The sequence below is a fragment of the Microbacterium sp. AISO3 genome (assembly GCF_002204305.1).
GTDB classification, from domain to species: domain Bacteria; phylum Actinomycetota; class Actinomycetes; order Actinomycetales; family Microbacteriaceae; genus Microbacterium; species Microbacterium arborescens.
On record NZ_NHRF01000004.1, the window covers coordinates 241,469 to 263,819 of the forward strand.

The window sequence follows — 22,351 nt, forward strand, 5'->3', positions numbered from 1 at the left end:
GCTTCAACCGCCTCGCGTGCCCCGAAAGGCGTTGAGGTGCCCAGGCGGCAGGAGCACGCACAGTCCTCGGCCGACGCTACGAAGGCCTCGGGGCGCGGGGGCACATGACAGCGCGACCCACGGGCGGACGCAGCGGGCGCACGAAGGATGCCGCCACGACGGCGTCAACGACGACGGCCACCGCACCGGAGTGCGATGGCCGTCGTAGACGCTCGGGGTCAGCGCGCGAAGTAACCGCGGTAGTACTCGTACACCCATCCGACGATGGCGACGATGAAGATCGCGAATCCGATCGGCAGGAGGAACTGGCCGACCGCGAGTCCGATGATAAACACCGACGCCGCGAACGCGAGCACGAGCGGCCACCAAGACCACGGGCTGAACTCGCCGACCTCGGGGTCGCCGTCGTCGATGTCAGCGGTGAGCGAGTCCTCGGGCAGCACGCCGCCCTGAGCCTTGTGCACGCGCGAGACGTAGAACGCGATCATCGCGCCCATGAAGCCGGTGAACAGGAGGGCGGTCGAGCCGACCCACTCGATACGGTGCCACCAGACACCCTGATCGGTGTGGGCGACGAGGTTCCACACGGTGTACGTGATGAACACCGCGAAGAAGAACCACGTGAGCACCCACCACAGGTTGATGTTGGTCTTCACGGCTTACTTCACCTCTCCATCGGCGACATCCACAACCGGTGCATCGGGCGCGTCCTTCGCGGGACCCACGCCGACCGGGATGGCGGCCTCGGGGTGGTTCAGGTCGAACGCCGGACGCTCGCTGCGGATGCGCGGGATCGACGTGAAGTTGTGCCGCGGCGGCGGGCAGCTCGTCGCCCACTCGAGCGACGCGCCGTAGCCCCACGGGTCGTTGACCGTGACCTTGGGAGCCGTGCGCGAAGTGATCCAGACGTTCAGGAAGAACGGGATCATAGACGCGCCCAGGATGATCGCACCGATCGTCGAGACCTGGTTCTGCCAGGTCCAGCCGTCCGCAGCCGAGTAGTCGGCGTAGCGACGCACCATGCCGTCGACGCCCAGCCAGTGCTGGATGAGGAAGGTCATGTGGAAGCCGATGAACAGCATCCAGAAGTGCACCATGCCGAGGCGCTCGTTGAGCATCCGTCCGGTCCACTTCGGCCACCAGAAGTAGAAGCCCGCGAACATCGCGAACACGACCGTGCCGAACACGACGTAGTGGAAGTGAGCAACCACGAAGTACGAGTCGGACAGGTGGAAGTCGAGCGGCGGCGACGCGAGGATCACACCGGTGAGACCACCGAAGACGAACGACACGAGGAAGCCGAGGGTGAAGACCATGGGCGTCTCGAACGTGACGGAACCCCGCCACATCGTGCCGATCCAGTTGAAGATCTTCACACCCGTCGGAACCGCGATGAGCATCGTCATCAACGCGAAGAAGGGCAGGAGCACTGCGCCCGTGACGTACATGTGGTGCGCCCAGACGGCCACCGAGAGCGCGGCGATCGCGATGGTCGCGTAGATCAGCGTCTTGTATCCGAAGATCGGCTTGCGGCTGAACACCGGAAGGATCTCCGAGACGATGCCGAAGAACGGCAGCGCGATGATGTACACCTCGGGGTGGCCGAAGAACCAGAACAGGTGCTGCCAGAGCAGCACGCCGCCGTTCGCCGGGTCGTAGATGTGCGATCCGAGAACGCGGTCGGATGCCGCCGCGAAGATCGCCGCCGCGAGCACCGGGAACGCCATCAGGATCAGGATGCTCGTGACCAGCGTGTTCCACGAGAAGATCGACATCCGCCACATCGTGAGGCCGGGCGCACGCATCGTGATGATCGTGGTGATGAAGTTCACGGCGCCGAGAATGGTGCCGAAACCGCTCATGCCGAGGCCGAGCATCCAGAGGTTTCCGCCGGCACCCGGCGAGAATGTCGCGTTGGCCAAAGGCTGATACGCGAACCATCCGAACGAGGCGGCACCCTGCGGGGTGAGGAAGCCCGAGATCGCGATGATCGATCCGAACAGGAACAGCCAGAAGGCGAACGCGTTCAAACGCGGGAAGGCGACGTCGGGCGCACCCAGCTGCAGGGGCAGGATCGCGTTGGCGAAGCCGGCGAACAGCGGCGTCGCGAACATCAGCAGCATGATCGTGCCGTGCATCGTGAAGAGCTGGTTGTACTGCTCCTTCGTGGGCACGATCTGCATGCCGGGCTCGAAGAGCTCAGCACGGATGATGAGCGCCATCACGCCGCCGAGGAGGAAGAACATCACCGAGGCGATGAGGTACATGTACCCGATCGTCTTGTGGTCGGTGGAGGTGATCCACTTGACGATGATGTTGCCCTTCTGCTCGACGCGAGATGCGCTGAGCAGTGCCGCCTGGCGCGGCGGCAGGGTCGTGGGGCGGCCTGCGGGCTGTTCGCCCTGGAGCGGAAGTGTCGTGGCCATCAGTGGCTTCCCTCGCCGGAGTCGTCGGTGACCGCGCCCGTTCCCGGAGCGTTCTGGAGGCGGTCGTATGCCTTGTTGATGTCACCGGTCTGGCCGCTGACGCGCAGCGACTCGAGGTAGTCCTCGTACTCCTGCTCGGAGACGACCTTGACGTTGAACAACATCATCGAGTGGTACTCACCGCACAGCTCGGCGCACTTGCCGGCGTACGTTCCCTCGCGGGTGGGGACGAAGGACCACGAGTTGGTGTCGCGGTGCGGGTACATGTCCTTCTTGTAGAGGAAGTCGATGACCCAGAACGAGTGGATGACGTCGCGCGACTGGAGGTTGATCTTGACCTCCTTGTTCACCGGCAGCACGAGCGTCGGCAGCGCTGCCTGGTCGACGTTGCCCTCGGCGTCGGGCTGCGCCTGCACGCCCATCGTCCAGACGGCGTCGGCGTTGTCGGAATCCTCGCCGTTGTACTGGAAGTCCCACGCCCACTGCTTGCCGATCGCGGTGATCGACACGTCGGGGTCGTCGTACTGCGTCTCGAGGATCGACTGGTCGCGCGCCGTGAAGGCGAAGAAGCCGATCACGAGGATCAGCGGCACGATCGTGTAGAAGATCTCGATCGGCATGTTGTAGCGCAGCTGGACGGGCAGGCCCGTCTGGCCGCGACGGCGGCGGTACGCGATGGCGGCGAAGGCCATGAGGCCCCACGTCAGAACACCGACGGCGAGGAGGACGATCCAGGAGTTCACCCAGAGCCCCGACACCATCTCGGTGCGGTTGGTCGCCTGCGTACCGTCATCGGTGAAGCCGGGAAGGTAGCCGTTCAGCTCCGTCGGTGTACAAGCTGCGAGGGAGACTGCCGTGACGATCCCGAGCGGGATCACGGCCCAGCGGAGGCGGCGTTTGAAGCGCACAGTGCACCTTTCCGGGACGAATGGTTCGACCTTCAGTCTAGGGCAAGCTTTCACCCTATTCAGGCCATCCATTCAGGATGTCGGAGACGAGGAGTGTCGCGGGCGGGGCTCAGTGGAAGCTGTCGCCGCACGCGCACGAGCCCGCCGCGTTGGGGTTGTCGATCGTGAAGCCCTGCTCCGAGATCGTGTCCTTGAAGTCGATCGTGGCGCCGTCGAGGTAGGGCACCGACATGTCGTCGACGATGACCTCGACCCCGTCGAAGTCGACGGCCTTGTCGCCGTCGAGGAAGCGCTCGTCGAAGTAGAGCTGGTAGATCAGTCCGCTGCATCCGCCGGGCTGAACCGCGACGCGCAGTCGCAGGTCGTCGCGGTTCTCCTGCGAGAGGAGGCTCTTCACCTTGAGCGCCGCCTCATCGGTCAGCGAGACGCCGTGGGCACGGACGGTGTCGGACGTGGCGATGTCGGTCATGATTCTCCCGAGGTCTCGGGCCGCAGGACATGCGGCCGGTGCCACGATTCTACGCGTGAGCACCGGCCGCGGGTCGGCCCGAGACGACGTCGTGATCGTCAGCGCGAACCGGCATCCAACCGTTCGAGCAGCAGGGCCTCGGAGACGAGGGCGTGCCGGAAGGTGTCGAGGTGGAGCGATTCGTTCGGGCTGTGCGCACGCGCGTGCGGGTCCTCGACCCCGGTGACGAGGATCTGCGCCGCCGGGAACTCGCGAACCAGGTCGGCGATGAAAGGGATCGATCCGCCGACGCCGATGTCCACAGGCTCGACGCCGTACCCCTCCGCGAGAGCTGCTCGCGCGTGCGCGACCGCCTCGCCCGTGGTGTCGACGAGGAAGGGATTGCCGGTCTCGATGTCTCGGAAGGTCAGTTCCGCGCCGAACGGCGCGTGGGCTCGCAGATGCGCCTCGATGGCCTGGTACGCGTCCTCAGCGGACTGTCCCGGCGCCACACGCGCAGAGAGGACGACCGAGACCTCGGGGCTGAGCGTGTTCGACGCGTTGCGAACGCTCGGGGCATCGATGCCCGTCACCGTGATGGAGGGCTTGTTCCAGATGCGCGAGAGGATCGTCCCCGATCCGATCGGCGAGACCCCCGATGGGAGACCGGCCTCGGAACGGAGCGTCTCCTCCGAGTACTCCGGCGTCTCCGCGTCGCGCACGGTCAGACCCTCGACGGCGACGCCGCCCTCATCGTCCCAGAGCGTCGCGAGCAGCTTCACGGTCGCCAGCATGGCGTCGGGGACCGCTCCCCCGAACATGCCCGAGTGCGACGCGTGCTCGAGTGTGCGGACCGTCATGGTGAAGCGGGCGTTTCCACGCAGCGACACGGTGAGCGCGGGCGTCTTCGCATCCCAGTTGCCCGAGTCGGCCACGACGATGACGTCAGCGCGAAGCGCGTCGGCGTTCTGGGACAGGAACGCGGCGAAGGATGCCGAGCCGGCCTCCTCTTCGCCCTCGATGAAGAGGTTCACGCCGAGATCGAAGTCCTGGCCCGCCGCCTCGACGAGCGCGCGCAGGGCACCGATGTGCGCCATGACCCCGGCCTTGTCGTCGGCGGCACCGCGCCCGTAGAGCCGACCGTCTCGGACGGTGGGCTCGAAGGGAGCGGACTCCCACAGGGCCTCGTCGCCGACCGGCTGGACGTCGTGGTGGGCGTAGAGCAGGATCGTCGGCCGTCCGTTCCGAGCGGCTCGGGTCGCCAGCACCGCCGGCATCCCCTCTTCGCCCGTCTCGGGCACCGTCGCGGTCGCGACCTCGACTCGATCGAAGATGCCGAGCCCGCGCGCCAGCTCGGCGACGGCCTCGGCGCTGCGCTCGACCTCGGCCCGGTCGAACCCGGGGAAGGCGACCGACGGGATCCGCACGAGGGCGCCGAGATCGGCGAGGGCGGCGGGGACGGCGGACAGGGCAGCGTCGCGCACAGCGGCGGACCGAGGAGATTCGGAGGTCATGCGGGTAATCTTAAGAGGCACGTTCGTCGCAGAACCCGAGGATCCCCGTGGCCAAAACTCCCGCTGCCCCCGCTCCGGACGACGCCGACCAGGCGTCGACGGGCACCGGCAAGAACCGTCCCACTCCCAGCCGCGCCGCCCAGGAGGCGGCTCGCAAGCGCCCGCTGGTGCCCGACACCAAGGAGGCGAAGGCGCGTGCCCGTGCCGAGCTCGCCGAGCGCCGCGACAAGGCGCGGATCGGCATGGCCAACGGCGACGAGCGGTACCTCCCGGTGCGCGACAAGGGTCCGCAGCGGCGATTCGTCCGCGACTACATCGATGCGGGCTGGCACCTCGGAGAGCTCGTGATGGGCGCGATGGTGCTGGTCATCATCGTGACTTTCCTCGGGTCGAACGCCGTGACCTTCTACGCGTTCATCGCGCTGTGGGCATTCATCCTGCTCGTCATCGGCGACATGGTCATCACCAGCATCCGGGTGAAGAAGGCCGCCCGCGCGAAGTTCGGTGCCGAGCGGATGGAGAAGGGGCTCGGCTGGTACGGCGCGATGCGTTCCATCCAGATGCGCTTCATGCGGCTTCCGAAGCCTCAGGTCAAGCGCGGTCAGCGCCCCGCCTGAGCTCGACGAGCCCGCGATTGATCTGCCGCGCCCACATCGGGCCGCGGTAGATGAACGCGGTGTACCCCTGAACCAGGTCGGCACCCGCCGCCAGCCGTTCCTGCACATCGGCGGCGGTCTCGACTCCCCCGGCTGCGATGACGCAGAACTCCCGCGGCACCGCCGAACGCACCAGACGCAGGACCTCGAGAGCGCGGCGACGCAGCGGCGCACCCGAGAGCCCGCCGGCGCCGATCCGCTCGATCGTCGCCTCGTCGGCGAGGAGTCCGTCGCGCGAGATCGTCGTGTTCGTGGCGATGAGACCGGCCAGGCCGGCATCCACAGCCATCTCGGCGATGGCGGTCACTTCGTCGTCGGCCAGGTCGGGCGCGATCTTCACCAGCAGCGGCGTCGCTCCCGCCGCGTCGCGCACGGCCTCGAGCAGGGGCCGCAGCGTCTCGACCGCCTGCAGCCCGCGCAGGCCGGGAGTGTTGGGTGACGAGACGTTGACCACGAGGTAGTCGGCCTCCGGCGCGACCAGCCGTGTGCTCTCGACGTAGTCGGCGGTCGCGTTCTCGACGTCGACGACGCGGCTCTTGCCGATGTTCGCGCCGACGACGGCGTGAGTGTTTCCGCGCCGGAGACGCCGCAGACGGGATGCCGCCGCGCTCGCGCCCCGGTTGTTGAAGCCCATCCGGTTGATGAGCGCGCGGTCCTGGATCAGACGGAACAGGCGGGGGCGGGGGTTGCCGTCCTGCGGCTTCGCGGTGACCGTGCCGACTTCGACGTGGCCGAAACCGAGCGCTCCGAGGCCGCGCACCATGACTGCGTTCTTGTCGAATCCGGCTGCGACACCGAACGGCGAGTCGAACACGAGACCGAGGGCTTCGGTGCGCAGAGACGGGTCGGGGCGGGTGAGCGCCCGGGCGACGATCGAGAACGGCGGGATGCCCAGCAGGCGGATGACCGGCACCACGAGGTGGTGCGCGGTCTCGGGCTCCATGCGCGAGAAGACGGTGCGGAAGATGAACGGATACATCGCCGTCCAGCCTAGAGCGAGGTCGAGCCCTCCGATGTCCGCGCGGCGACGTGGTCGGCGCGCAGCTGTTCGATCGCGGCCTCGAAGTCCTCGAGGGTGTCGAACGCCTGGTAGACGCTCGCGAACCGCAGGTAGGCGATCTCGTCGAGGTTGCGGAGAGGTCCGAGGATCGCGAGGCCGATCTCGTTCGTGTCGATCTGCGACGAACCGGTCTGACGCACGGCCTCTTCGACCGCCTGTGCGAGCACGGCGAGGTCGGCCTCGGTCACCGGCCTGCCCTGGCAGGCCTTACGTACGCCAGACATCACCTTCTCGCGGCTGAACGGCTCGATGACGCCCGACCGCTTGATGACGTTGAGGCTCGCCGTCTCGATCGTGGAGAAACGGCCGCCGCACTTCGGGCACTGACGCCGGCGGCGGATGCTGAGACCGTCATCGCTCGTGCGGGAGTCGATGACGCGGGAATCGGGATTGCGGCAGAAAGGGCAATGCATGACGAGCCCAGATTACGCGTCGAACCGCGCCGACACGGCTTCGCCGTGCGCGGGAAGCTGCTCGGAGTCGGACAGGGCGAGGATGCCGTCGTGCACGGCACGCAGGGCTTCCCGGTCGTAGGAGATGACCTGCTGCGATCGCAGGAAAGTCGCCGCGCCCAGCCCCGCAGCATAACGCGCCTGTCCCCCGGTCGGCAGGACATGATTGCTGCCGGCCAGGTAGTCGCCGAGGCTCACCGGCGTGTGCGAGCCGACGAACACCGCACCGGCGTTGACGTACTCATCGGGGCGCGGGTCGCGCAGGTGCAGCTCGAGGTGCTCGGGCGCGTAAGCGTTCGAGAACGCCGCTGCGGCCGGGATGTCGTCGACGAGGACGATGGCGGACTGCGGACCTTCCAGAGCGATCGCGACACGCTCGGCGTGGCGGGTCGCGGCTGCGCGGGCTGCGACCCGCTCCGCGACGGCCTCGGCCAGGCCGGGCGAGTCGGTGACCAGGACGGCGGCAGCCTGCTCGTCGTGCTCGGCCTGGCTGACGAGATCAGCGGCTACGAGGTCGGCGTCCGCCTCCCCGTCGGCGACGATGAGGATCTCGGTGGCACCCGCCTCCGAGTCGGTGCCGACCACACCGGCGACGACGCGTTTCGCGAGCGCTACGAAGTTGTTCCCCGGTCCCGAGATGACATCGACGGGGTCGAGCCCGAGCGAGCCGACGCCGTACGCGAAGGCGCCGATCGCCCCCGCGCCTCCCATCGCGTAGACCTCCGAGATGCCGAGAAGGCGCGCGGCCGCGAGGATCACGGGGTGGATGCGTCCGTCGTGGTCGCGCTGCGGCGGAGATGCCAGCGCGACCGTCTGCACGCCCGCGACCTGCGCGGGGACGACATTCATCACGACACTGGAGGGATAGACCGCCTTGCCCCCGGGGACGTAGACCCCGACGCGACGCACGGGACGCCACCGCTGCTCGACCCGCGCCCCCGGACCGAGCTCGGTCACGCGGTCCGGCGGGATCTGGGCAGCGGAGGCCAGCCGCACGCGGCGGATGGACTCCTCGATCGCAGCCCTGACCGCCGGCGAGATGGCCGCCAGCGCCTCATCCAGGTGCTCGGCGGGAACCCGCACGGAGTGACCTTCCACACCGTCGAAGCGTGCCGCCTGCTCACGGAGCGATGCTTCTCCGCGAGCGGCGACGTCATGGACGATCTCGGCTGCGGTGGCCAGGGCGAGCCCACGGGCGGCCTCTGCCCGGGGAACGGCGGCGAGCAACTCGGCGGGCGTCAGACGACGGCCGCGAAGATCGATGGTGCGCATCGTTCCAGGCTAGCGCGCGGTCACGGCGGACTCAGCCGCGCGTGACATCGCTGGTGTCGTGGAGATAGCCGACGCGACCGTCCTCGTGACGGACCACGAAGACCTCGCCGCGGTCCTCGATGACGAGGGCCCACGCCGTCGGACCGATCCGGAAGAGCGGCGAACCCATCTCGTCGAGGACATCGCGCTCGTCCGGGGCGAGCGCCCAGAACGCCTGGGGTGCGGCGACGGGCTCGATGACCGTCGTCGCACCGGTGTCGAACGGCTCCGCGGCGTCGGCCGGTGCCGACTCGGACACACCGGAAGACACCGGAGCCTCTGCCGCAACGGCGTTGCCGGCCGGAGCGGCGTAGCCGGCGTACGCGGGGTTGCCGGCGCCAGCTGCATACGCCGATCCGCCGTGCGACGCACCGGTGTGCGGGGCGGGCCGGGCGGATGCCGGCCGGGCGACGACCGGACGCGTCGCGCGCGCCACCCGGTGCGCAGGCGATTCGGGCCGGTGCGCGAAATCGTCGCCGAGGACGGGAAGGTGGGGCGCGACGACGGTGAGCACGACACCCGCCAGAGCCAGGATCACCTCGACCCACACGACCCAGCTCGCGAGGAACACGCCCGACTGAGCGAGACCCGCGAACGAGCTCCAGATGATCCCGAGCCACACGGTGGCGGAGACCGAGAACGCGACCGACGCGAACTGGTCGATGCCGAGAGAGCCGACACGGCGGATGCCCTGCGGGGAGAAGCGGCGCAGCAGCACCAGGAAGACCGCGACCGTGGGCACGCCGATCGTGAGGATCCAGTCGATCCCCGCACCCCACACCGACACCCCGGCTCCGAACCGGCCGTACACGGGGAAGAACGAGCAGATGAACGCGACGGCCCAGACGCCGGCGAGGGCGACCTCGCGGATCGAGAGCGGACCCACCCCGTACTGCGGCGGCGCCTCCCCCGACGTGCCCGCGGCGGACTGCGCGCCGCGCTCGTCCGATCCGGGAGCAGCCGAGGTGTGTCCGGGCGCGGCGGAGGCGTGCTCGGACGATGCCGGCGTCTCCGCTGCGCCGTCGGCGGCAACGTGCTCGGCAGGAGCGTCCTCCGCGGCGGTGTGCTCCGCGGCGGCGTGCTCGGCGGACTCGTCGATCACGACGGGCTCGACGGCGGACTCGTCGATCACGACCACCGCATCCGGTGCGGGCGCGAACGCGTCCGAAGCGGCGTCGGTCTGCGTGCCGTCGACCTCGTCGGCGGCCGTGGTCTCGTGTACCGACTCGGCAGCGCCGGGCGCTGCGTCCTCGGGACGGCCGTCGTCGGAGTGGATGTTCTTCTCGTCGGTCACGATGTTCCCTTCGTCGCGGCGGTTGCGCTGCGGTGGAATCCTACCCGGCTCAACCCAGACACTGAGGTCCCAGAAGTCCCTTGAGTTCACCGTAGAGATCGGGGGTGACGCGCACCGGATGCGGTACCTCGAAGACCTTCGCGGTACCGGCTCTGTGAAGCTTGAGCGAGACCTCGGTCTCGCCACTGTGGCGCCGCAGGACGGCCGCCAGCTCGCCGATCGTCGATTCCGTCGCCCGCTGCTCCGGAAGCAGCAGCACGAGCGGCCCCGCGGCATCGAACGAACCGAGGTCGGGAGAGAAGGCCGACTGACCGTGGAGGTTCAGCCCATCGTCGCGACGCGACACCCGTCCTCGGACGACGAGGATCGAGTCGGCCACCAGCATGCTCTGGAACTCCGTGTAGGTCTTTCCCATGAACATCACGGTCACCTCACCGTCGAAGTCCTCGACGGTGATCATGCCGTAGGGATTGCCGCTCTGCTTCGCCACGCGATGCTGCACGCTCGTCACGAGCCCGGCGACGGTGACCTGATCGCCGTCCTGGACGTCTTCCGAAGCGAGCAGGTCGTGGATCGACGTCGACGCGTGCTTGGCCAGCGGTATCTCGAGTCCGGCCAACGGGTGGTCGGACACGTAGAGCCCGAGCATCTCGCGCTCGAAGGCGAGTTTGTCCTTCTTCGTCCACTCGGGGCGTTCGGGCACCTTGGCCGGCATCACCTCTTCGGCCTCGTCGTACAGGCTGTCGAAGTCGAATCCGATCGCACCGGTGGCGGCCTTGCGCTTGGCGTCGACCGCCGCTTCGACCGCATCCTCGTGGATCTCCATGAGTGCGCGGCGGGTCGATCCGAGCGAGTCGAAGGCCCCAGCCTTGATGAGGGACTCGACGGTGCGCTTGTTGGCGACGTGGAGCGGGACCTTCGTGAGGAAGTCGTGGAAGCTGACGTAGTTGTCGTCGGCGCGCGAGGCGATGATGCCGTCGACGACGTTCGCACCGACGTTGCGGACCGCGCCCAGGCCGAATCGGATGTCTTCACCGACGGCGGCGAAGTATCGGATCGACTCGCCGACGTCGGGCGGCAGTACCTTGATGCCCATGCGGCGGCACTCGTTCAGGTACACCGCCATCTTGTCTTTCGAGTCGCCGACGCTCGTGAGCAGGGCGGCCATGTACTCGGCGGGATAGTGAGCCTTGAGGTAGGCCGTCCAATACGAGACGAGCCCATAGGCGGCCGAGTGCGCTTTGTTGAAGGCGTAGTCGGAGAACGGGAGCAGGATGTCCCAGAGCGCCTGGATCGCGCCCTCGCCGAAGCCGCGCTCCTTCATACCGCCCGAGAAGCCCTCGTACTGCTTGTCGAGCTCGGACTTCTTCTTCTTACCCATCGCGCGGCGGAGGATGTCTGCTTGTCCGAGCGAGAAGCCGGCGACCTTCTGAGCGATCGCCATGACCTGCTCCTGGTAGATGATCAGGCCGTAGGTCGTGTCGAGGATGTCGCGCAGCGGCTCTTCGAGCTCGGGGTGGATCGGCGTGATCGGCTGCAGGCCGTTCTTCCGCAGCGCGTAGTTCGTGTGCGAGTTCGCGCCCATGGGTCCCGGGCGGTACAGCGCGATGACAGCCGAGATGTCCTCGAAGTTGTCGGGCTTCATCAGGCGGAGCAGCGATCGCATCGGCCCGCCATCGAGCTGGAACACCCCGAGCGTGTCGCCGCGGGTGAGCAGATCGTAGGCCGGGCGGTCGTCGAGGGCGAGATGCTCGAGGTCGAGCTCCTCACCCCGGTTCATGCGGATGTTGTCGAGCGCATCCGAGATGATCGTGAGGTTACGCAGCCCCAGGAAGTCCATCTTGATCAGACCGAGCGTCTCGCACGACGGGTAGTCGAACTGCGTGACGATCTGACCGTCCTGCTCGCGACGCATGATCGGGATGATGTCGAGGAGCGGTTCCGACGACATGATGACGCCGGCCGCATGCACGCCCCACTGCCGCTTCAGGCCTTCGAGCCCGAGAGCGCGGTCGAACACGGTCTTCGCCTCGGGATCGGTGTCGATCAGGGCGCGGAACTCGCTGGCCTCCTTGAACCGTGGGTGGTCCTTGTTGAACATGCCGTCGAGCGGCATGTCCTTGCCCATCACGGCCGGCGGCATCGCCTTGGTGAGCTTCTCGCCCATGCTGAAGGGGAAACCGAGCACGCGCCCGGCATCCTTCAGCGCCTGCTTCGACTTGATCGTGCCGTAGGTGACGATCTGCGCGACACGCTCGGAGCCGTACTTCTCGGTCACGTACTCGATGACCTCGCCGCGACGACGGTCGTCGAAGTCGACGTCGAAGTCGGGCATGCTGACGCGGTCGGGATTGAGGAATCGCTCGAAGATGAGACCGTGCTCGAGCGGATCGAGGTCGGTGATGCGCATGGCGTACGCCACCATCGAGCCGGCGCCCGACCCGCGCCCGGGGCCGACGCGGATGCCGTTGTCCTTCGCCCAGTTGATGAAGTCGGCGACGACGAGGAAGTAGCCCGGGAAGCCCATCTGCAGGATGATGCCCGTCTCGTACTCGGCCTGCTTGCGCACCTTGTCGGGGATGCCGCCGGGGTATCGGTAGTGCAGCCCGGCCTCGACCTCTTTGACGAGCCAGCTGTCTTCGGTCTCGCCGTCGGGCACCGGGAACCGCGGCATGTAGTTGGCCGAGGTGTTGAACTCGACCTCGCAACGCTCGGCGATGAGCAGGGTGTTGTCGCACGCCTCGGGGTGGTCGCGGAAGAGCTGCCGCATCTCCTGCGCGGTCTTGATGTAATAGCCGTCGCCGTCGAACTTGAAGCGATTCGGGTCGTCGAGCGTCGATCCGGACTGCACGCAGAGCAGCGCGGCGTGAGCATCGGCCTCGTGCTGATGCGTGTAGTGGGAGTCGTTGGTCGCGACCAGCGGGATGTCGAGGTCTTTCGCCAGCCGCAGCAGGTCGGTCATCACCCGGCGCTCGATCGACAGGCCGTGGTCCATGATCTCGGCGAAGTAGTTCTCCTTGCCGAAGATGTCCTGGAACTCCGCCGCCGCGGCGCGAGCGGCGTCGTACTGGCCGAGACGGAGCCGGGTCTGTACCTCCCCCGAGGGACATCCCGTCGTCGCGATGAGCCCCTTGCCATAGGTCTGCAGCAGCTCGCGGTCCATGCGCGGCTTGAAGTAGTAGCCCTCCATGCTCGACAGCGAGCTCAGCCGGAAGAGGTTGTGCATGCCCTCGGTGCTCTGGCTCCACATCGTCATGTGGGTGTAGGCGCCGGAACCCGACACATCGTCGCTCTTCTGCTCGGGCGACCCCCAGGCCACGCGCGACTTGTCGCTGCGGTGCGTTCCCGGAGTCACGTACGCCTCGAGACCGATGATCGGTTTGACCCCCGCCGCCTGGGCGGCGCGGTAGAACTCGAAGGCGGCGAACGTGTTGCCATGGTCGGTCACCGCGATCGCCGGCATGCCGTAGTCGGCCGCCGCCTGGGTCATGGCCGCGATCTTGGCTGCACCGTCGAGCATCGAGTACTCGCTGTGCACGTGCAGATGAACGAAGGAGTCGGATGCCACCAGACGAGTCTACGTTCGGGCTCGGACACCGGTCCTAGGCTGGGCCCATGGCCACTCCCGACTTCGTCCTCGATCTGCGCGAGAAGATCGGCACCGCTCCGCTCCCGCTCGTAGGGGTGACCGCCGTGGTGTTCCGCGACGAGAAGGTGCTCTTGGGCAAGCGAGCCGACAACGGCAGCTGGCAACCCGTGTCGGGCATCGTCGATCCCGGCGAGGAGCCCGCCGACGCGGCGGTGCGTGAATGCCTCGAAGAGGCCGGGGTCGTCGTCCGCGCGGAACGGCTCGCGCTCGTGCACCAGGTCCCCCGCATCGTCTATGCCAACGGCGACCAGGTCGACTACCTCGACCTGGTGTTCCGCTGCTCATGGGTCTCAGGCGACCCGCATCCCGCCGACGGAGAGCTGACCGAGGTCGGGTTCTACGACCTCGGTCGAATGACCGACGTGGCGCCCGAGCACGTCCGCAAGATCGCCCTGGCGGTTGCGGAGGACGACCCGGCGACCTTCCGGGGCGGGCGGTGACCTCGCGCGTCGCCCTGGGCGACCTGCTCGACGCCCTCGCGCGCGATCAAGGCGATCCGGGCGGTGGCGCCGCCAGCGGCGTCATCACCGCCGTCGCGGCCGCGCTCGCGCAGATGGTCAGCCGCTACAGCTCCGCAGAACCCGCCGCCGCCGGTATCGACGCGCGGCTCGCCCGCCTTCGCGACGCGGCCGTCGCCGCAGCGGACGACGACGGTCGCGCGTCGAGCGCCCTCGGCGCCGCGCTCCGTCCGGTCTCGGGCGACGACCGCGGCAACCGCGACCGGCGCATCGTCGAGGCGGCGGCCGGCGCCATCGAGACGTCCGCTGCTCTCGGCGAGATCGCTCTGGGCGTCTGGGCGGAGGTGCGCCTCCTCGCCGACGTGGGCAATCGCCACCTCATGTCGGATGTCGCGGTCGCCGCCGACGCCGTTGCGGCCGGACTCGGCGGCGCGGCGACGAACCTGATCGGCGGCCTCGCCCTCGTCGCGGCGCATGGCGACCTGGGACCCGTCGAAGCCGCTCACGGCGATCTGCGCGATCGGCTCCTCGCGGCACGCCGTGAGGCCCGCGGCCTCGCCGACCGCCTCGCCGAGGAGTGACCGCACGAGGGCCGGCGCACGCCAGTCGGCGGGTCAGTCGCCCCTGAGCGTCTCGAGGGCCCGCGCGAGGTCGGCCGGGTAAGGCGACGTGAAGGTCGACCACTCCCCCGACACCGGATGGTCGAAGGCGAGCCGATGCGCGTGCAGCCACTGGCGGGTCAGCCCGAGGCGAGCCGACAGCGTCGGGTCGCCTCCGTAGAGCGGGTCCCCGACGCACGGATGCCGGTGCGCGGCCATATGCACGCGGATCTGATGCGTACGTCCCGTCTCGAGGTGGATCTCGAGCAGCGAGGCACCCGGGAACGCTTCGAGCGTCTCGTAATGGGTGACCGAGTCCTTGCCCTCCGGGGTGACGGCGAACTTCCACGAGTGCGAGGGATGGCGTCCGATCGGAGCGTCGATCGTGCCGGCGAGCGGGTCGGGGTGCCCCTGGACCACGGCGTGGTAGATCTTCTCGACCTCGCGCTCCTTGAATGCGCGCTTGAGGGCGATGTAGGCCCGCTCGCTCTTCGCGACCACCATGAGTCCGCTCGTGCCGACATCGAGCCGGTGCACGACTCCCTGGCGCTCGGCGGCGCCGGTGGTGGCGATGCGGTAGCCGGCGGCGGCAAGCGCCCCGAGCACGGTCGGCCCGTCCCACCCCAGCGAGGGGTGTGCAGCGACACCGGCGGGCTTGTCGACGACGACGATGTCGTCATCGTCGTACACGATGCCGAGGTCCGGTACAGCGACCGGGACGATCTGCGCCTCGGCACGCTCTTCCCAGAACACATCGAGCCATGCGCCCGCGACGAGCTTGTCGGATTTCGCGAGCGTGCGTCCGTCGAGTGTCACCCCGCCCGCGGTCGCCACCTCTGCGGCGAAGGTGCGCGAGAATCCGAGCAGCTTGGCCAGTGCGGCGTCGACACGGACACCGTCGAGTCCATCGGGAACGGGCAATGCGCGCTGGGGCATCTCAGCGATCCGTGACCGTGGCAGTCGGCTCGTCCGCCGCGTCGTCGGTGTTGCGGCGCTCGCGCGAACCGTCGAAGCGGATGCCGACGACGACGAGTACGGCGACGGAGATCATCATCGTCACGATGAACATGTCGGCGACGTTGTAGATCGCCGAGGGGAACCACAGCCACATCCACGGGGTATGGATGAAGTCGATGACGTGCCCGACGAGGAATCCGGGTTCACGCAGCAGGCGGTCGGTGAGGTTCCCGAGCACGCCTCCCAGGAGCAGACCGAGGACGATGGCCCACGACCGCGCACGGACCCGGCGGACCGTGAGCACGATCACGACGACGGCGACGGCCGCGAGCGCGAGCGTGAAGAGCCAGGTCACGCCTGTGCCGAGCGAGAACGCGGCGCCGGGGTTCTTCGTCAGATAGAGCTGGAAGAACTCGCCGAGGACGGGAACCTCCCGTTGATACGGCAGGTTCTCAAGGGCGAGGTACTTCGTGAACTGGTCGGCGGCCAGCACCGCTGCCGCGAGAATCGCGACGAGGGCACCGGCCGCCGGACCGTTCAGACGCTTGCGCGACGCCAAGGATTACGCGCCGGCCGAGACGCCGGTCGTGTCGAGGTCGCGGAGCTTGCTCTCGATGAAGCCGCGGAGCTGACCACGGTAGTCCTTCTCGAACTGCTGCAGCTCGGAGATGCGACCCTCGAGCGACACGCGCTCGGCCTCGAGGCGGGCCACCTCATCGCGGCCACGGGCCTCTGCCTCGGAGATGATCGATGCGGCCTGGGCCTGCGCGTCGGCGATGAGCTTGTCGCGCTGGGCCTTGCCCTCGGCGACGTGCTCGTCGTGCAGGCGCTGCGCCAGCTCGATGATGCCGGCGGATGCGGCGGCCGGAGCCATGTCGCCGGCCGGGGCAGGCTGCTCGACGGCCGGAACCGGCGCGGGCACCTCCTCGACGACGGCGTCGTCGGTGGAAGCGGCGGCGGGGGCCTCACCCGACTCGTAAGCGGCGAGCTTCGCCTTGAGCTCTTCGTTCTCGGCGATCGTCTTGCGCCATTCCACGACGATCTCGTCGAGGAAGTCGTCGACCTCGTCGGGGTCGAATCCTTCCTTGAAACGCACGTGCTGGAACTGCTTGGTGACGACGTCTTCAGGGGTCAAAGCCATGGTGTTGTCCTCTTTCAGGGCTCACGACGCGGGCCGGTCAGCCGGCACCCGCCGCAGCGGGCCGTACCCACCCAGCATAGTCCGACGCCTTCGCGGCCGCGACGATCCCGCCGCGACCGCCTCAGGCGAAGGCGATCACGCGGGTGATCGACAGCAGGATGAAGCACGCCAGCATTGTGAGCGGGAATGCCAGATCGATTGCGATGACGCCGAGCCTGATCGGAGGGATGACGCGGCGCAGTGTCTTGATCGGGGGGTCCGTGATCGTGTAGACGACCTCGGCGAGCACGAGGGTGAATCCCCTCGGGCGCCACTCCCGGTTGAACAGGGGGATGTACTCCAGGATCAGTCGGACGAACAGAACGAGGATGTACAGCAGGAGAGCGAAGTAGACGAGTGCGGCGAGCAGCCGTACGACATCCACGTCAGGTCACTGCGCGAACGGCGCCGCCTCAGGCTCAGCCTGAGCCACAGCGCCGTCGCCGGAGACGGCGATGTTCTCGGGCGAGAGCAGGAACACCTTGCTCGTCACGCGCTCGATGCGGCCGTAGAGGCCGAGGGACAGACCGCTCGCGAAGTCGATGAGCCGGCGCGCGTCGGCGTCGCTCATCTGCGAGAGGTTGATGATCACCGGCACGCCTTCGCGGAAGTTCTCGGCGATGACCTGCGCGTCGCGGTACTGCTTGGGGTGGACGGTCAGGATCTCGCTGACGGTGCCCGTGGTGGGCTGACGCACGACCGCCGGCCGGTGCAGGGGGGTCACCGGCGCGGCCGGCTTCTCGACAGGCTTGTCACGGCGGGCCTGCTGCTCGGCCTGTGGCTCTTCGTACATTTCTTCCTCATCTGCGAGGCCCAGGTAAACCATGGTCTTCTTCAGCGGGTTCGACATCGCATCCTCCGTTTGCTCGTCTATTCCGAGGCTATCCGCGGTCCGGGCGCGGTCCCGTGATTGCCGATCCGATCCGCAGGTGTGTCGCACCGGCGGAGATCGCTTCGACGAAATCGCCGGTCATCCCGGCGGAGATCCAGGTCGCGTCGGGCGCGACGGAGCGCAAGACGTCCGACGCCTGCGCGAGATGGGCGAAGGCCGATGCGGGCTCCTCGCCGAGCGGGGCGACGGCCATGACGCCGCGAACGCGCAGGCTCGGGCAGTGCTCCACGATGTGCGCTGTCAGGGACTCGACACCGGCAGGCGCGACGCCGCCACGACCGGGGTCGTCGGTCAGGTTCACCTGCACCAGCACGTCGAGCGGCTCCCCCTCGGGATCGGCGCTGTGCAGCGCGTCCGCGATGCGGGAGCGATCGACGGAATGGACCGCATCCGCCGCCGCTCGCACCGCGCGCGCCTTGTTGGTCTGCGCCTGACCGATGAAGTGCCAGCGCATCCCATCGAGCGCCGGAAGCGCTGCGCGCTTGGCGCTGAGCTCCTGCTGCCGGTTCTCCCCTACGTCGCGCACGCCGAGGTCATGGAGCTGAGAGATGAGCTCCGGCGGGTGGAACTTGGTCACGACGATGCGGGTCACCTCGTCGGGCGCGCGACCCGACGCCCGCATCGCAGCGGCGATGCGGGCGTCGACGTCGGCGAGCCGTTCGGCCAGGTCCGGCATGGGGCGATCGGCCTACTTCAGGAAGTCGGGGATGTCGAGGTCGTCATCGCCGAAGACCGAGTCGTATGACTCGCTCTTGGCCGACACCGGCACCGTCTCCTTGGCCTCGCGGCGCTCGGCGGGCTCGGATGCCGCGGCCTCCTCGGCCGGGATCTCGGGGAGGACCGGCGGCGCCGACGGACGCGCGGCCGCGATCGGCTCGATGCGAGCCTGCGGCTCGCCGCCGTCGAACCCTGCCGCGATGACCGTCACGCGCACCTCGTCGCCGAGCGTGTCGTCGATGACCGTACCGAAGATGATGTTCGCCTCGGGGTGCGCGGCCTCCTTGACGAGCTGAGCCGCATCGTTGATCTCGAAGATCCCGAGGTTCGAGCCACCCTGGATCGAGAGCAGCACACCGTGGGCTCCCTCGATCGAGGCTTCGAGCAGAGGCGATTCGACGGCGAGCTCGGCGGCCTTGATCGCGCGATCGGCGCCGCGGGCGGAGCCGATGCCCATGAGCGCCGAACCGGCTCCCTGCATGACCGACTTGACGTCGGCGAAGTCGAGGTTGATGAGACCCGGGGTCGTGATGAGGTCGGTGATGCCCTGGACACCGGCGAGGAGCACCTGGTCGGCGGTCGCGAAGGCCTCGACCATCGAGATGCCGCGATCGCTGATCTCGAGCAGGCGGTCGTTCGGGACGACGATGAGGGTGTCGACTTCTTCCTTGAGCTTCGACACGCCGGCCTCGGCCTGGCTCTGGCGCCGACGACCCTCGAAGGAGAAGGGCTTCGTGACGACACCGATCGTCAGCGCGCCGATCGACTTCGCGATGCGCGCCACGACGGGCGCGCCACCGGTGCCGGTTCCACCACCCTCGCCGGCGGTGACGAACACCATGTCGGCACCCGCGAGCGCCTCCTCGATCTCTTCGGCGTGGTCTTCAGCCGCGCGACGTCCGACCTCGGGGTCGGCGCCGGCACCGAGCCCGCGCGTCAGCTCACGGCCGACGTCGAGCTTGACGTCCGCGTCGCTCATGAGGAGCGCCTGCGCGTCGGTGTTCACCGCGATGAACTCGACACCCCGCAGCCCCAGCTCGATCATCCGGTTGACGGCATTGACGCCGCCACCGCCCACACCGACGACCTTGATCACCGCGAGGTAGTTCTGGTTCTGGCTCATGCCGGCCTCCATCTCGTCCCGAACCCTGCTCGTAAACCTTCAACCTCACGTAGAGGTTTAAAGAATTGCCGGGTATGCAATTCCTGAGTTGAAGCTACGCACTCATGGACTCACCCGGCGGACGTGAGCGGCGTGTCGCGACATCCCGCGTTTCTCGGCTTCGAACAAGGGCGCGCAGACCGTCGTGGCGCCTGGCCCGTGCGGAGCCGATCGGCGGCGGCTCAGCGGACGACGGCCGCCTGCGGCGACGAGACGTCGTAGCCGGAGGCATCCGCTCGCGCGTTCATCAGCGCTTCGAGTGCCTGGACCTTCTTGCCGGAATCAGACGGCCCGCCCCAGACGACCGAACGGCCGTCGGCGAGCGTCAGGGTCACGTCGTTGGGCGTTGTCGCCGACAGGACGGTCACCTGGGACCGCAGCGAATCCGGCAGGGATCGGAACACCTGGCCTGCAGCGGCGAAGGTGCTGGAGGACAGACCGCCCTCGACCTCGAGCAGCGGCTGTCCCGCGGGCGGCTCGGGGGTCGTCGAGAGGGCGACCCCGGCCGCGTCGACGAGCGTGTAGCCGGCCTCGCCCTGCACGGCGCCCACCGGCGTCCGCTCGACGATGCGCACCACCAGCTCATGCGGGGGCCTGGCCTCGAGACTGTAGGACTCGACCAACGGGAACGAGACCAGCGCCGCCTTGACGGCGCTCTCGTCGACGAGGGGCATCGGCGTGCCCACCTGACCCGCCAGCGCCGTCTCCACGGCCGCCGCATCGAGCTGCGAGGTGCCGACGATCGTGATGCGCTCGACGGCGAACAACGGGCTGTAGGCGGCACCGATCGACCCGAGGACGAGCGCGACCAGCACGCCCGCGGAGACCAGCCAGATGCGTCTGCGCCGACGTTGGCGTGCCGTGAAGCGCCGCACCTCGCGGCGGAGCGCACGCCGACGCGCACGCGCGGCGCCGCAGAGGTCGCGCGCCGTGAGCGGGCGATCCGCGGCGTCGGCGTCCGCGGCATCCGGAGGCGGCGTCGTGGGCTCCGCTCGCGCCGGAGGGTCGAACGGGATGATCGGGGCGATTCCGTAGTCGCGGCCGCGCTGGTGCCACAGTTCCTCGACGGGCTCGGTCCGCGTCGAGTCCGGTGAGGCGACCGCGGTCACGTCGCCCGCGTCCTGCCCCGCAGGGGCGCGACGCTTCCCGGATGCGCCTGCGCCGTCCTGCCCGCCGGCGGGCCGTGACGAGGGCGGCAGCGGACTCGGGCGGCGCACCGGCTAGTCCTCCGCCCGGGCGAGAGCGTCGAGCACCTGCGGGATGATCAGGTTCACGTTCCCGCAGCCCAGAGTGACGATGAAGTCGCCGTCGCGCGCGACACCGGCCGTGTAGTCCGCTGCTTCCTGCCAGTCGGCGACGAAGTGCACGCGGCCGGCGTCGGCGAACGCGCCGCTGACGAGCTCGCCGGTGACGCCGGGAACCGGGTCTTCGCGGGCCCCGTAGACGTCGAGGACGACGGTGTGGTCGGCGTGCGTCTCGAGGACGTCGGCGAACTCGCGGAACATCTCCTGGGTCCGCGAGTACGTGTGCGGCTGGTGAAGGGCGATGATGCGCCCGTCCCCCACGACCGTCCGTGCTGCGGAGAGCGCCGCCGCCACCTCGGTCGGGTGATGGGCGTAGTCGTCGTACACACTGACACCGCGCGTGACCCCGTGGAGCTCGAAGCGCCGCGCCGTGCCCCCGAAGCCCTCGACAGCGCGCAGCGCGCGCTCGAGCTCGTACCCGAGGTCGGTCAGCACCGCCACGGCTCCCGCGGCGTTGATCGCGTTGTGGGCGCCCGGCACCGAGAGGCGCCCGTGGACCGTCTCGTCGCCTACGGTGAGCGAGAACGACACCGGACCGTCGGTCACGATGTCCGAGACCCGCACGTCCGCGTCGGCGGCCTCGCCGAACGTGATGACCCGCCGGTGCGTGAGTGCCGCCGCGACGCGGCCCGCACCGGGGTCGTCGGCCGAGATGACGACGGCTTCGCGGGCACCGTCGGCGAAGCGGACGAACCCGTCGTAGAACGCGTCGCGCGTCTGCCAGTGGTCCAGGTGATCCGGATCGACGTTGGTGATGAGCGCGATCGAGGTGTCGTAGAGCAGGAAGGTGCCGTCGGACTCGTCCGCTTCGATCACGAAGACATCGTCGTCGCCAGTCGCGCTCGAGACGCCCAGATCAGCGATGACGCCGCCGTTGACGAAGGTCGGACGGGTGCCGAGACCGCGCAGCGCCGTGACGATCATGCCGGTGGAGGTCGTCTTGCCGTGTGCTCCGGCCACCGAGACGAGCCGGCGGCCGCCGATGAGCCAGTGCAGCGCCTGCGAACGGTGGATGACGTGCAGCCCGCGCTCCTTGGCGAGGAGAAACTCCGGGTTCTCGGGCCAGATCGCTCCCGTGTGGACGACCGTGTCGGCGTCGTCGGGCAGGTGTGCCGCGTCGTGTCCGACGTGGACATCGGCTCCGCGGGCCGCGAGCGCGCGCATCGCGGGGCTGTCGGCACGGTCGGAGCCCGAGACGCGGATGCCGCGGTCGAGGAACATCCCGGCGAGGCCGGACATGCCCGATCCACCGATGCCGATGAAGTGCGCGGCGGTGATGTCGGCGGGGATCGGGAGGCTCAAGTCGGGTCTGATCATGACCCGTCAAGTCTAGGTCGCCCGGCTGAGAGGACCGCCCGCCACGC

At 68.7% G+C, this 22,351-nt stretch carries 22 protein-coding genes; 3 read left to right on the forward strand and 19 right to left on the reverse strand.

Annotated features, from left to right (window positions below; all coding sequences use genetic code 11):
• Window positions 1-218: 218 nt before the first annotated feature.
• The 5 genes from CBF90_RS08505 to CBF90_RS08525 form a co-directional block, all read right to left on the reverse strand.
• Entirely contained in the window at window positions 219-656 is a 438-nt protein-coding gene (locus CBF90_RS08505; RefSeq protein WP_023951514.1) for a cytochrome c oxidase subunit 4, read from the reverse strand.
• A gap of 3 nt (window positions 657-659) precedes the next feature.
• Window positions 660-2,426 carry a cytochrome c oxidase subunit I gene (gene ctaD / locus CBF90_RS08510; protein WP_023951516.1) on the reverse strand — a complete coding sequence of 589 codons (1,767 nt, stop codon included), beginning with the start codon at window positions 2,424-2,426 and terminating at the stop codon, window positions 660-662.
• Window positions 2,426-3,334 carry a cytochrome c oxidase subunit II gene (gene coxB / locus CBF90_RS08515; RefSeq protein WP_023951517.1) on the reverse strand — a complete coding sequence of 303 codons (909 nt, stop codon included), beginning with the start codon at window positions 3,332-3,334 and terminating at the stop codon, window positions 2,426-2,428. Before coxB ends, ctaD begins: the two co-directional genes overlap by 1 nt.
• A gap of 109 nt (window positions 3,335-3,443) precedes the next feature.
• Window positions 3,444-3,803, reverse strand: a complete 360-nt coding sequence (erpA, locus tag CBF90_RS08520) for an iron-sulfur cluster insertion protein ErpA (protein ID WP_023951519.1) — start codon at window positions 3,801-3,803, stop codon at window positions 3,444-3,446.
• A gap of 98 nt (window positions 3,804-3,901) precedes the next feature.
• The gene (locus CBF90_RS08525) at window positions 3,902-5,296 is read right to left on the reverse strand and encodes a dipeptidase (RefSeq protein ID WP_088380363.1); all 1,395 of its coding nucleotides are present in this window, start codon (window positions 5,294-5,296) and stop codon (window positions 3,902-3,904) included.
• Between the two features lie 47 nt (window positions 5,297-5,343).
• Between CBF90_RS08525 and CBF90_RS08530 the strand changes: the two genes are divergently transcribed.
• Window positions 5,344-5,913, forward strand: a complete 570-nt coding sequence (locus CBF90_RS08530; protein ID WP_023951522.1) for a DUF3043 domain-containing protein — start codon at window positions 5,344-5,346, stop codon at window positions 5,911-5,913.
• On the opposite strand, the gene CBF90_RS08535 is transcribed toward CBF90_RS08530, so the two are convergent.
• The 5 genes from CBF90_RS08535 to dnaE are packed head-to-tail and all read right to left on the reverse strand — an operon-like array spanning window position 5,888 to window position 13,637.
• On the reverse strand, window positions 5,888-6,931 hold the full coding sequence (locus CBF90_RS08535) for a quinone-dependent dihydroorotate dehydrogenase (RefSeq protein ID WP_064956839.1): 1,044 nt from the start codon (window positions 6,929-6,931) through the stop codon (window positions 5,888-5,890). The two genes, CBF90_RS08530 and CBF90_RS08535, sit on opposite strands and share 26 nt — an antisense overlap.
• Window positions 6,932-6,942: 11 nt before the next feature.
• Window positions 6,943-7,425: a transcriptional regulator NrdR gene (gene nrdR, locus CBF90_RS08540; RefSeq protein ID WP_023951526.1), complete on the reverse strand. Its 483-nt coding sequence runs from the start codon at window positions 7,423-7,425 to the stop codon at window positions 6,943-6,945.
• A gap of 12 nt (window positions 7,426-7,437) precedes the next feature.
• Window positions 7,438-8,736 carry a histidinol dehydrogenase gene (gene hisD, locus CBF90_RS08545; RefSeq protein WP_071918293.1) on the reverse strand — a complete coding sequence of 433 codons (1,299 nt, stop codon included), beginning with the start codon at window positions 8,734-8,736 and terminating at the stop codon, window positions 7,438-7,440.
• Window positions 8,737-8,767: 31 nt separating this feature from the next.
• The gene (locus tag CBF90_RS08550) at window positions 8,768-10,069 is read right to left on the reverse strand and encodes a hypothetical protein (protein WP_088380364.1); all 1,302 of its coding nucleotides are present in this window, start codon (window positions 10,067-10,069) and stop codon (window positions 8,768-8,770) included.
• Window positions 10,070-10,118: 49 nt separating this feature from the next.
• A complete protein-coding gene (gene dnaE, locus CBF90_RS08555; protein WP_023951532.1) occupies window positions 10,119-13,637 on the reverse strand; it encodes a DNA polymerase III subunit alpha in 3,519 nt (1,172 codons plus the stop codon).
• 47 nt (window positions 13,638-13,684) lie between these two features.
• Between dnaE and CBF90_RS08560 the strand changes: the two genes are divergently transcribed.
• Both CBF90_RS08560 and CBF90_RS08565 read left to right on the forward strand, forming a co-directional pair.
• The gene (locus tag CBF90_RS08560) at window positions 13,685-14,158 is read left to right on the forward strand and encodes an NUDIX domain-containing protein (RefSeq protein ID WP_088380365.1); all 474 of its coding nucleotides are present in this window, start codon (window positions 13,685-13,687) and stop codon (window positions 14,156-14,158) included.
• Window positions 14,155-14,757, forward strand: coding sequence for a cyclodeaminase/cyclohydrolase family protein (locus CBF90_RS08565; protein ID WP_088380366.1), 603 nt, complete (start codon window positions 14,155-14,157; stop codon window positions 14,755-14,757). The genes CBF90_RS08560 and CBF90_RS08565 overlap by 4 nt, the downstream gene beginning before the upstream one ends.
• A 33-nt stretch (window positions 14,758-14,790) precedes the next feature.
• Here CBF90_RS08565 and CBF90_RS08570 read toward each other — a convergent pair whose 3' ends face one another.
• The 9 genes from CBF90_RS08570 to murC form a co-directional block, all read right to left on the reverse strand.
• Complete coding sequence (locus CBF90_RS08570) at window positions 14,791-15,711, reverse strand: RluA family pseudouridine synthase (protein WP_088380367.1); 921 nt, start codon at window positions 15,709-15,711, stop codon at window positions 14,791-14,793.
• Window position 15,712: 1 nt separating this feature from the next.
• Entirely contained in the window at window positions 15,713-16,240 is a 528-nt protein-coding gene (gene lspA, locus CBF90_RS08575) for a signal peptidase II (protein WP_242435631.1), read from the reverse strand.
• Window positions 16,241-16,294: 54 nt separating this feature from the next.
• Window positions 16,295-16,873, reverse strand: a complete 579-nt coding sequence (locus CBF90_RS08580; protein WP_064956844.1) for a DivIVA domain-containing protein — start codon at window positions 16,871-16,873, stop codon at window positions 16,295-16,297.
• A gap of 121 nt (window positions 16,874-16,994) precedes the next feature.
• Window positions 16,995-17,297, reverse strand: coding sequence for a YggT family protein (locus CBF90_RS08585; protein ID WP_023951543.1), 303 nt, complete (start codon window positions 17,295-17,297; stop codon window positions 16,995-16,997).
• Between the two features lie 6 nt (window positions 17,298-17,303).
• The gene (locus tag CBF90_RS08590) at window positions 17,304-17,762 is read right to left on the reverse strand and encodes a cell division protein SepF (RefSeq protein WP_023951545.1); all 459 of its coding nucleotides are present in this window, start codon (window positions 17,760-17,762) and stop codon (window positions 17,304-17,306) included.
• A 31-nt stretch (window positions 17,763-17,793) separates the two neighbouring features.
• Window positions 17,794-18,480, reverse strand: coding sequence for a YggS family pyridoxal phosphate-dependent enzyme (locus CBF90_RS08595; RefSeq protein ID WP_088380369.1), 687 nt, complete (start codon window positions 18,478-18,480; stop codon window positions 17,794-17,796).
• Window positions 18,481-18,492: 12 nt separating this feature from the next.
• Window positions 18,493-19,644 carry a cell division protein FtsZ gene (gene ftsZ / locus CBF90_RS08600; RefSeq protein WP_088380394.1) on the reverse strand — a complete coding sequence of 384 codons (1,152 nt, stop codon included), beginning with the start codon at window positions 19,642-19,644 and terminating at the stop codon, window positions 18,493-18,495.
• 221 nt (window positions 19,645-19,865) lie between these two features.
• A complete protein-coding gene (locus tag CBF90_RS08605; protein ID WP_088380370.1) occupies window positions 19,866-20,900 on the reverse strand; it encodes an FtsQ-type POTRA domain-containing protein in 1,035 nt (344 codons plus the stop codon).
• A 3-nt stretch (window positions 20,901-20,903) separates the two neighbouring features.
• Window positions 20,904-22,304 (reverse strand): UDP-N-acetylmuramate--L-alanine ligase, encoded by a 1,401-nt coding sequence (gene murC, locus CBF90_RS08610; RefSeq protein ID WP_088380371.1) that lies wholly within the window; start codon window positions 22,302-22,304, stop codon window positions 20,904-20,906.
• Window positions 22,305-22,351 lie beyond the last annotated feature (47 nt).

Bases quoted from the DNA above. Each gene is read 5' to 3' on its own strand.
- ctaD (WP_023951516.1), bottom strand. From the start codon at position 2,426: ATGGCCACGACACTTCCGCTCCAGGGCGAACAGCCCGCAGGCCGCCCC.
- erpA (WP_023951519.1), bottom strand. From the start codon at position 3,803: ATGACCGACATCGCCACGTCCGACACCGTCCGTGCCCACGGCGTCTCG.
- CBF90_RS08525 (WP_088380363.1), bottom strand. From the start codon at position 5,296: ATGACCTCCGAATCTCCTCGGTCCGCCGCTGTGCGCGACGCTGCCCTG.
- CBF90_RS08535 (WP_064956839.1), bottom strand. From the start codon at position 6,931: ATGTATCCGTTCATCTTCCGCACCGTCTTCTCGCGCATGGAGCCCGAG.
- nrdR (WP_023951526.1), bottom strand. From the start codon at position 7,425: ATGCATTGCCCTTTCTGCCGCAATCCCGATTCCCGCGTCATCGACTCC.
- hisD (WP_071918293.1), bottom strand. From the start codon at position 8,736: ATGCGCACCATCGATCTTCGCGGCCGTCGTCTGACGCCCGCCGAGTTG.
- CBF90_RS08560 (WP_088380365.1), top strand. From the start codon at position 13,685: ATGGCCACTCCCGACTTCGTCCTCGATCTGCGCGAGAAGATCGGCACC.
- CBF90_RS08570 (WP_088380367.1), bottom strand. From the start codon at position 15,711: ATGCCCCAGCGCGCATTGCCCGTTCCCGATGGACTCGACGGTGTCCGT.
- CBF90_RS08580 (WP_064956844.1), bottom strand. From the start codon at position 16,873: ATGGCTTTGACCCCTGAAGACGTCGTCACCAAGCAGTTCCAGCACGTG.
- CBF90_RS08590 (WP_023951545.1), bottom strand. From the start codon at position 17,762: ATGTCGAACCCGCTGAAGAAGACCATGGTTTACCTGGGCCTCGCAGAT.
- CBF90_RS08595 (WP_088380369.1), bottom strand. From the start codon at position 18,480: ATGCCGGACCTGGCCGAACGGCTCGCCGACGTCGACGCCCGCATCGCC.
- ftsZ (WP_088380394.1), bottom strand. From the start codon at position 19,644: ATGAGCCAGAACCAGAACTACCTCGCGGTGATCAAGGTCGTCGGTGTG.
- murC (WP_088380371.1), bottom strand. From the start codon at position 22,304: ATGATCAGACCCGACTTGAGCCTCCCGATCCCCGCCGACATCACCGCC.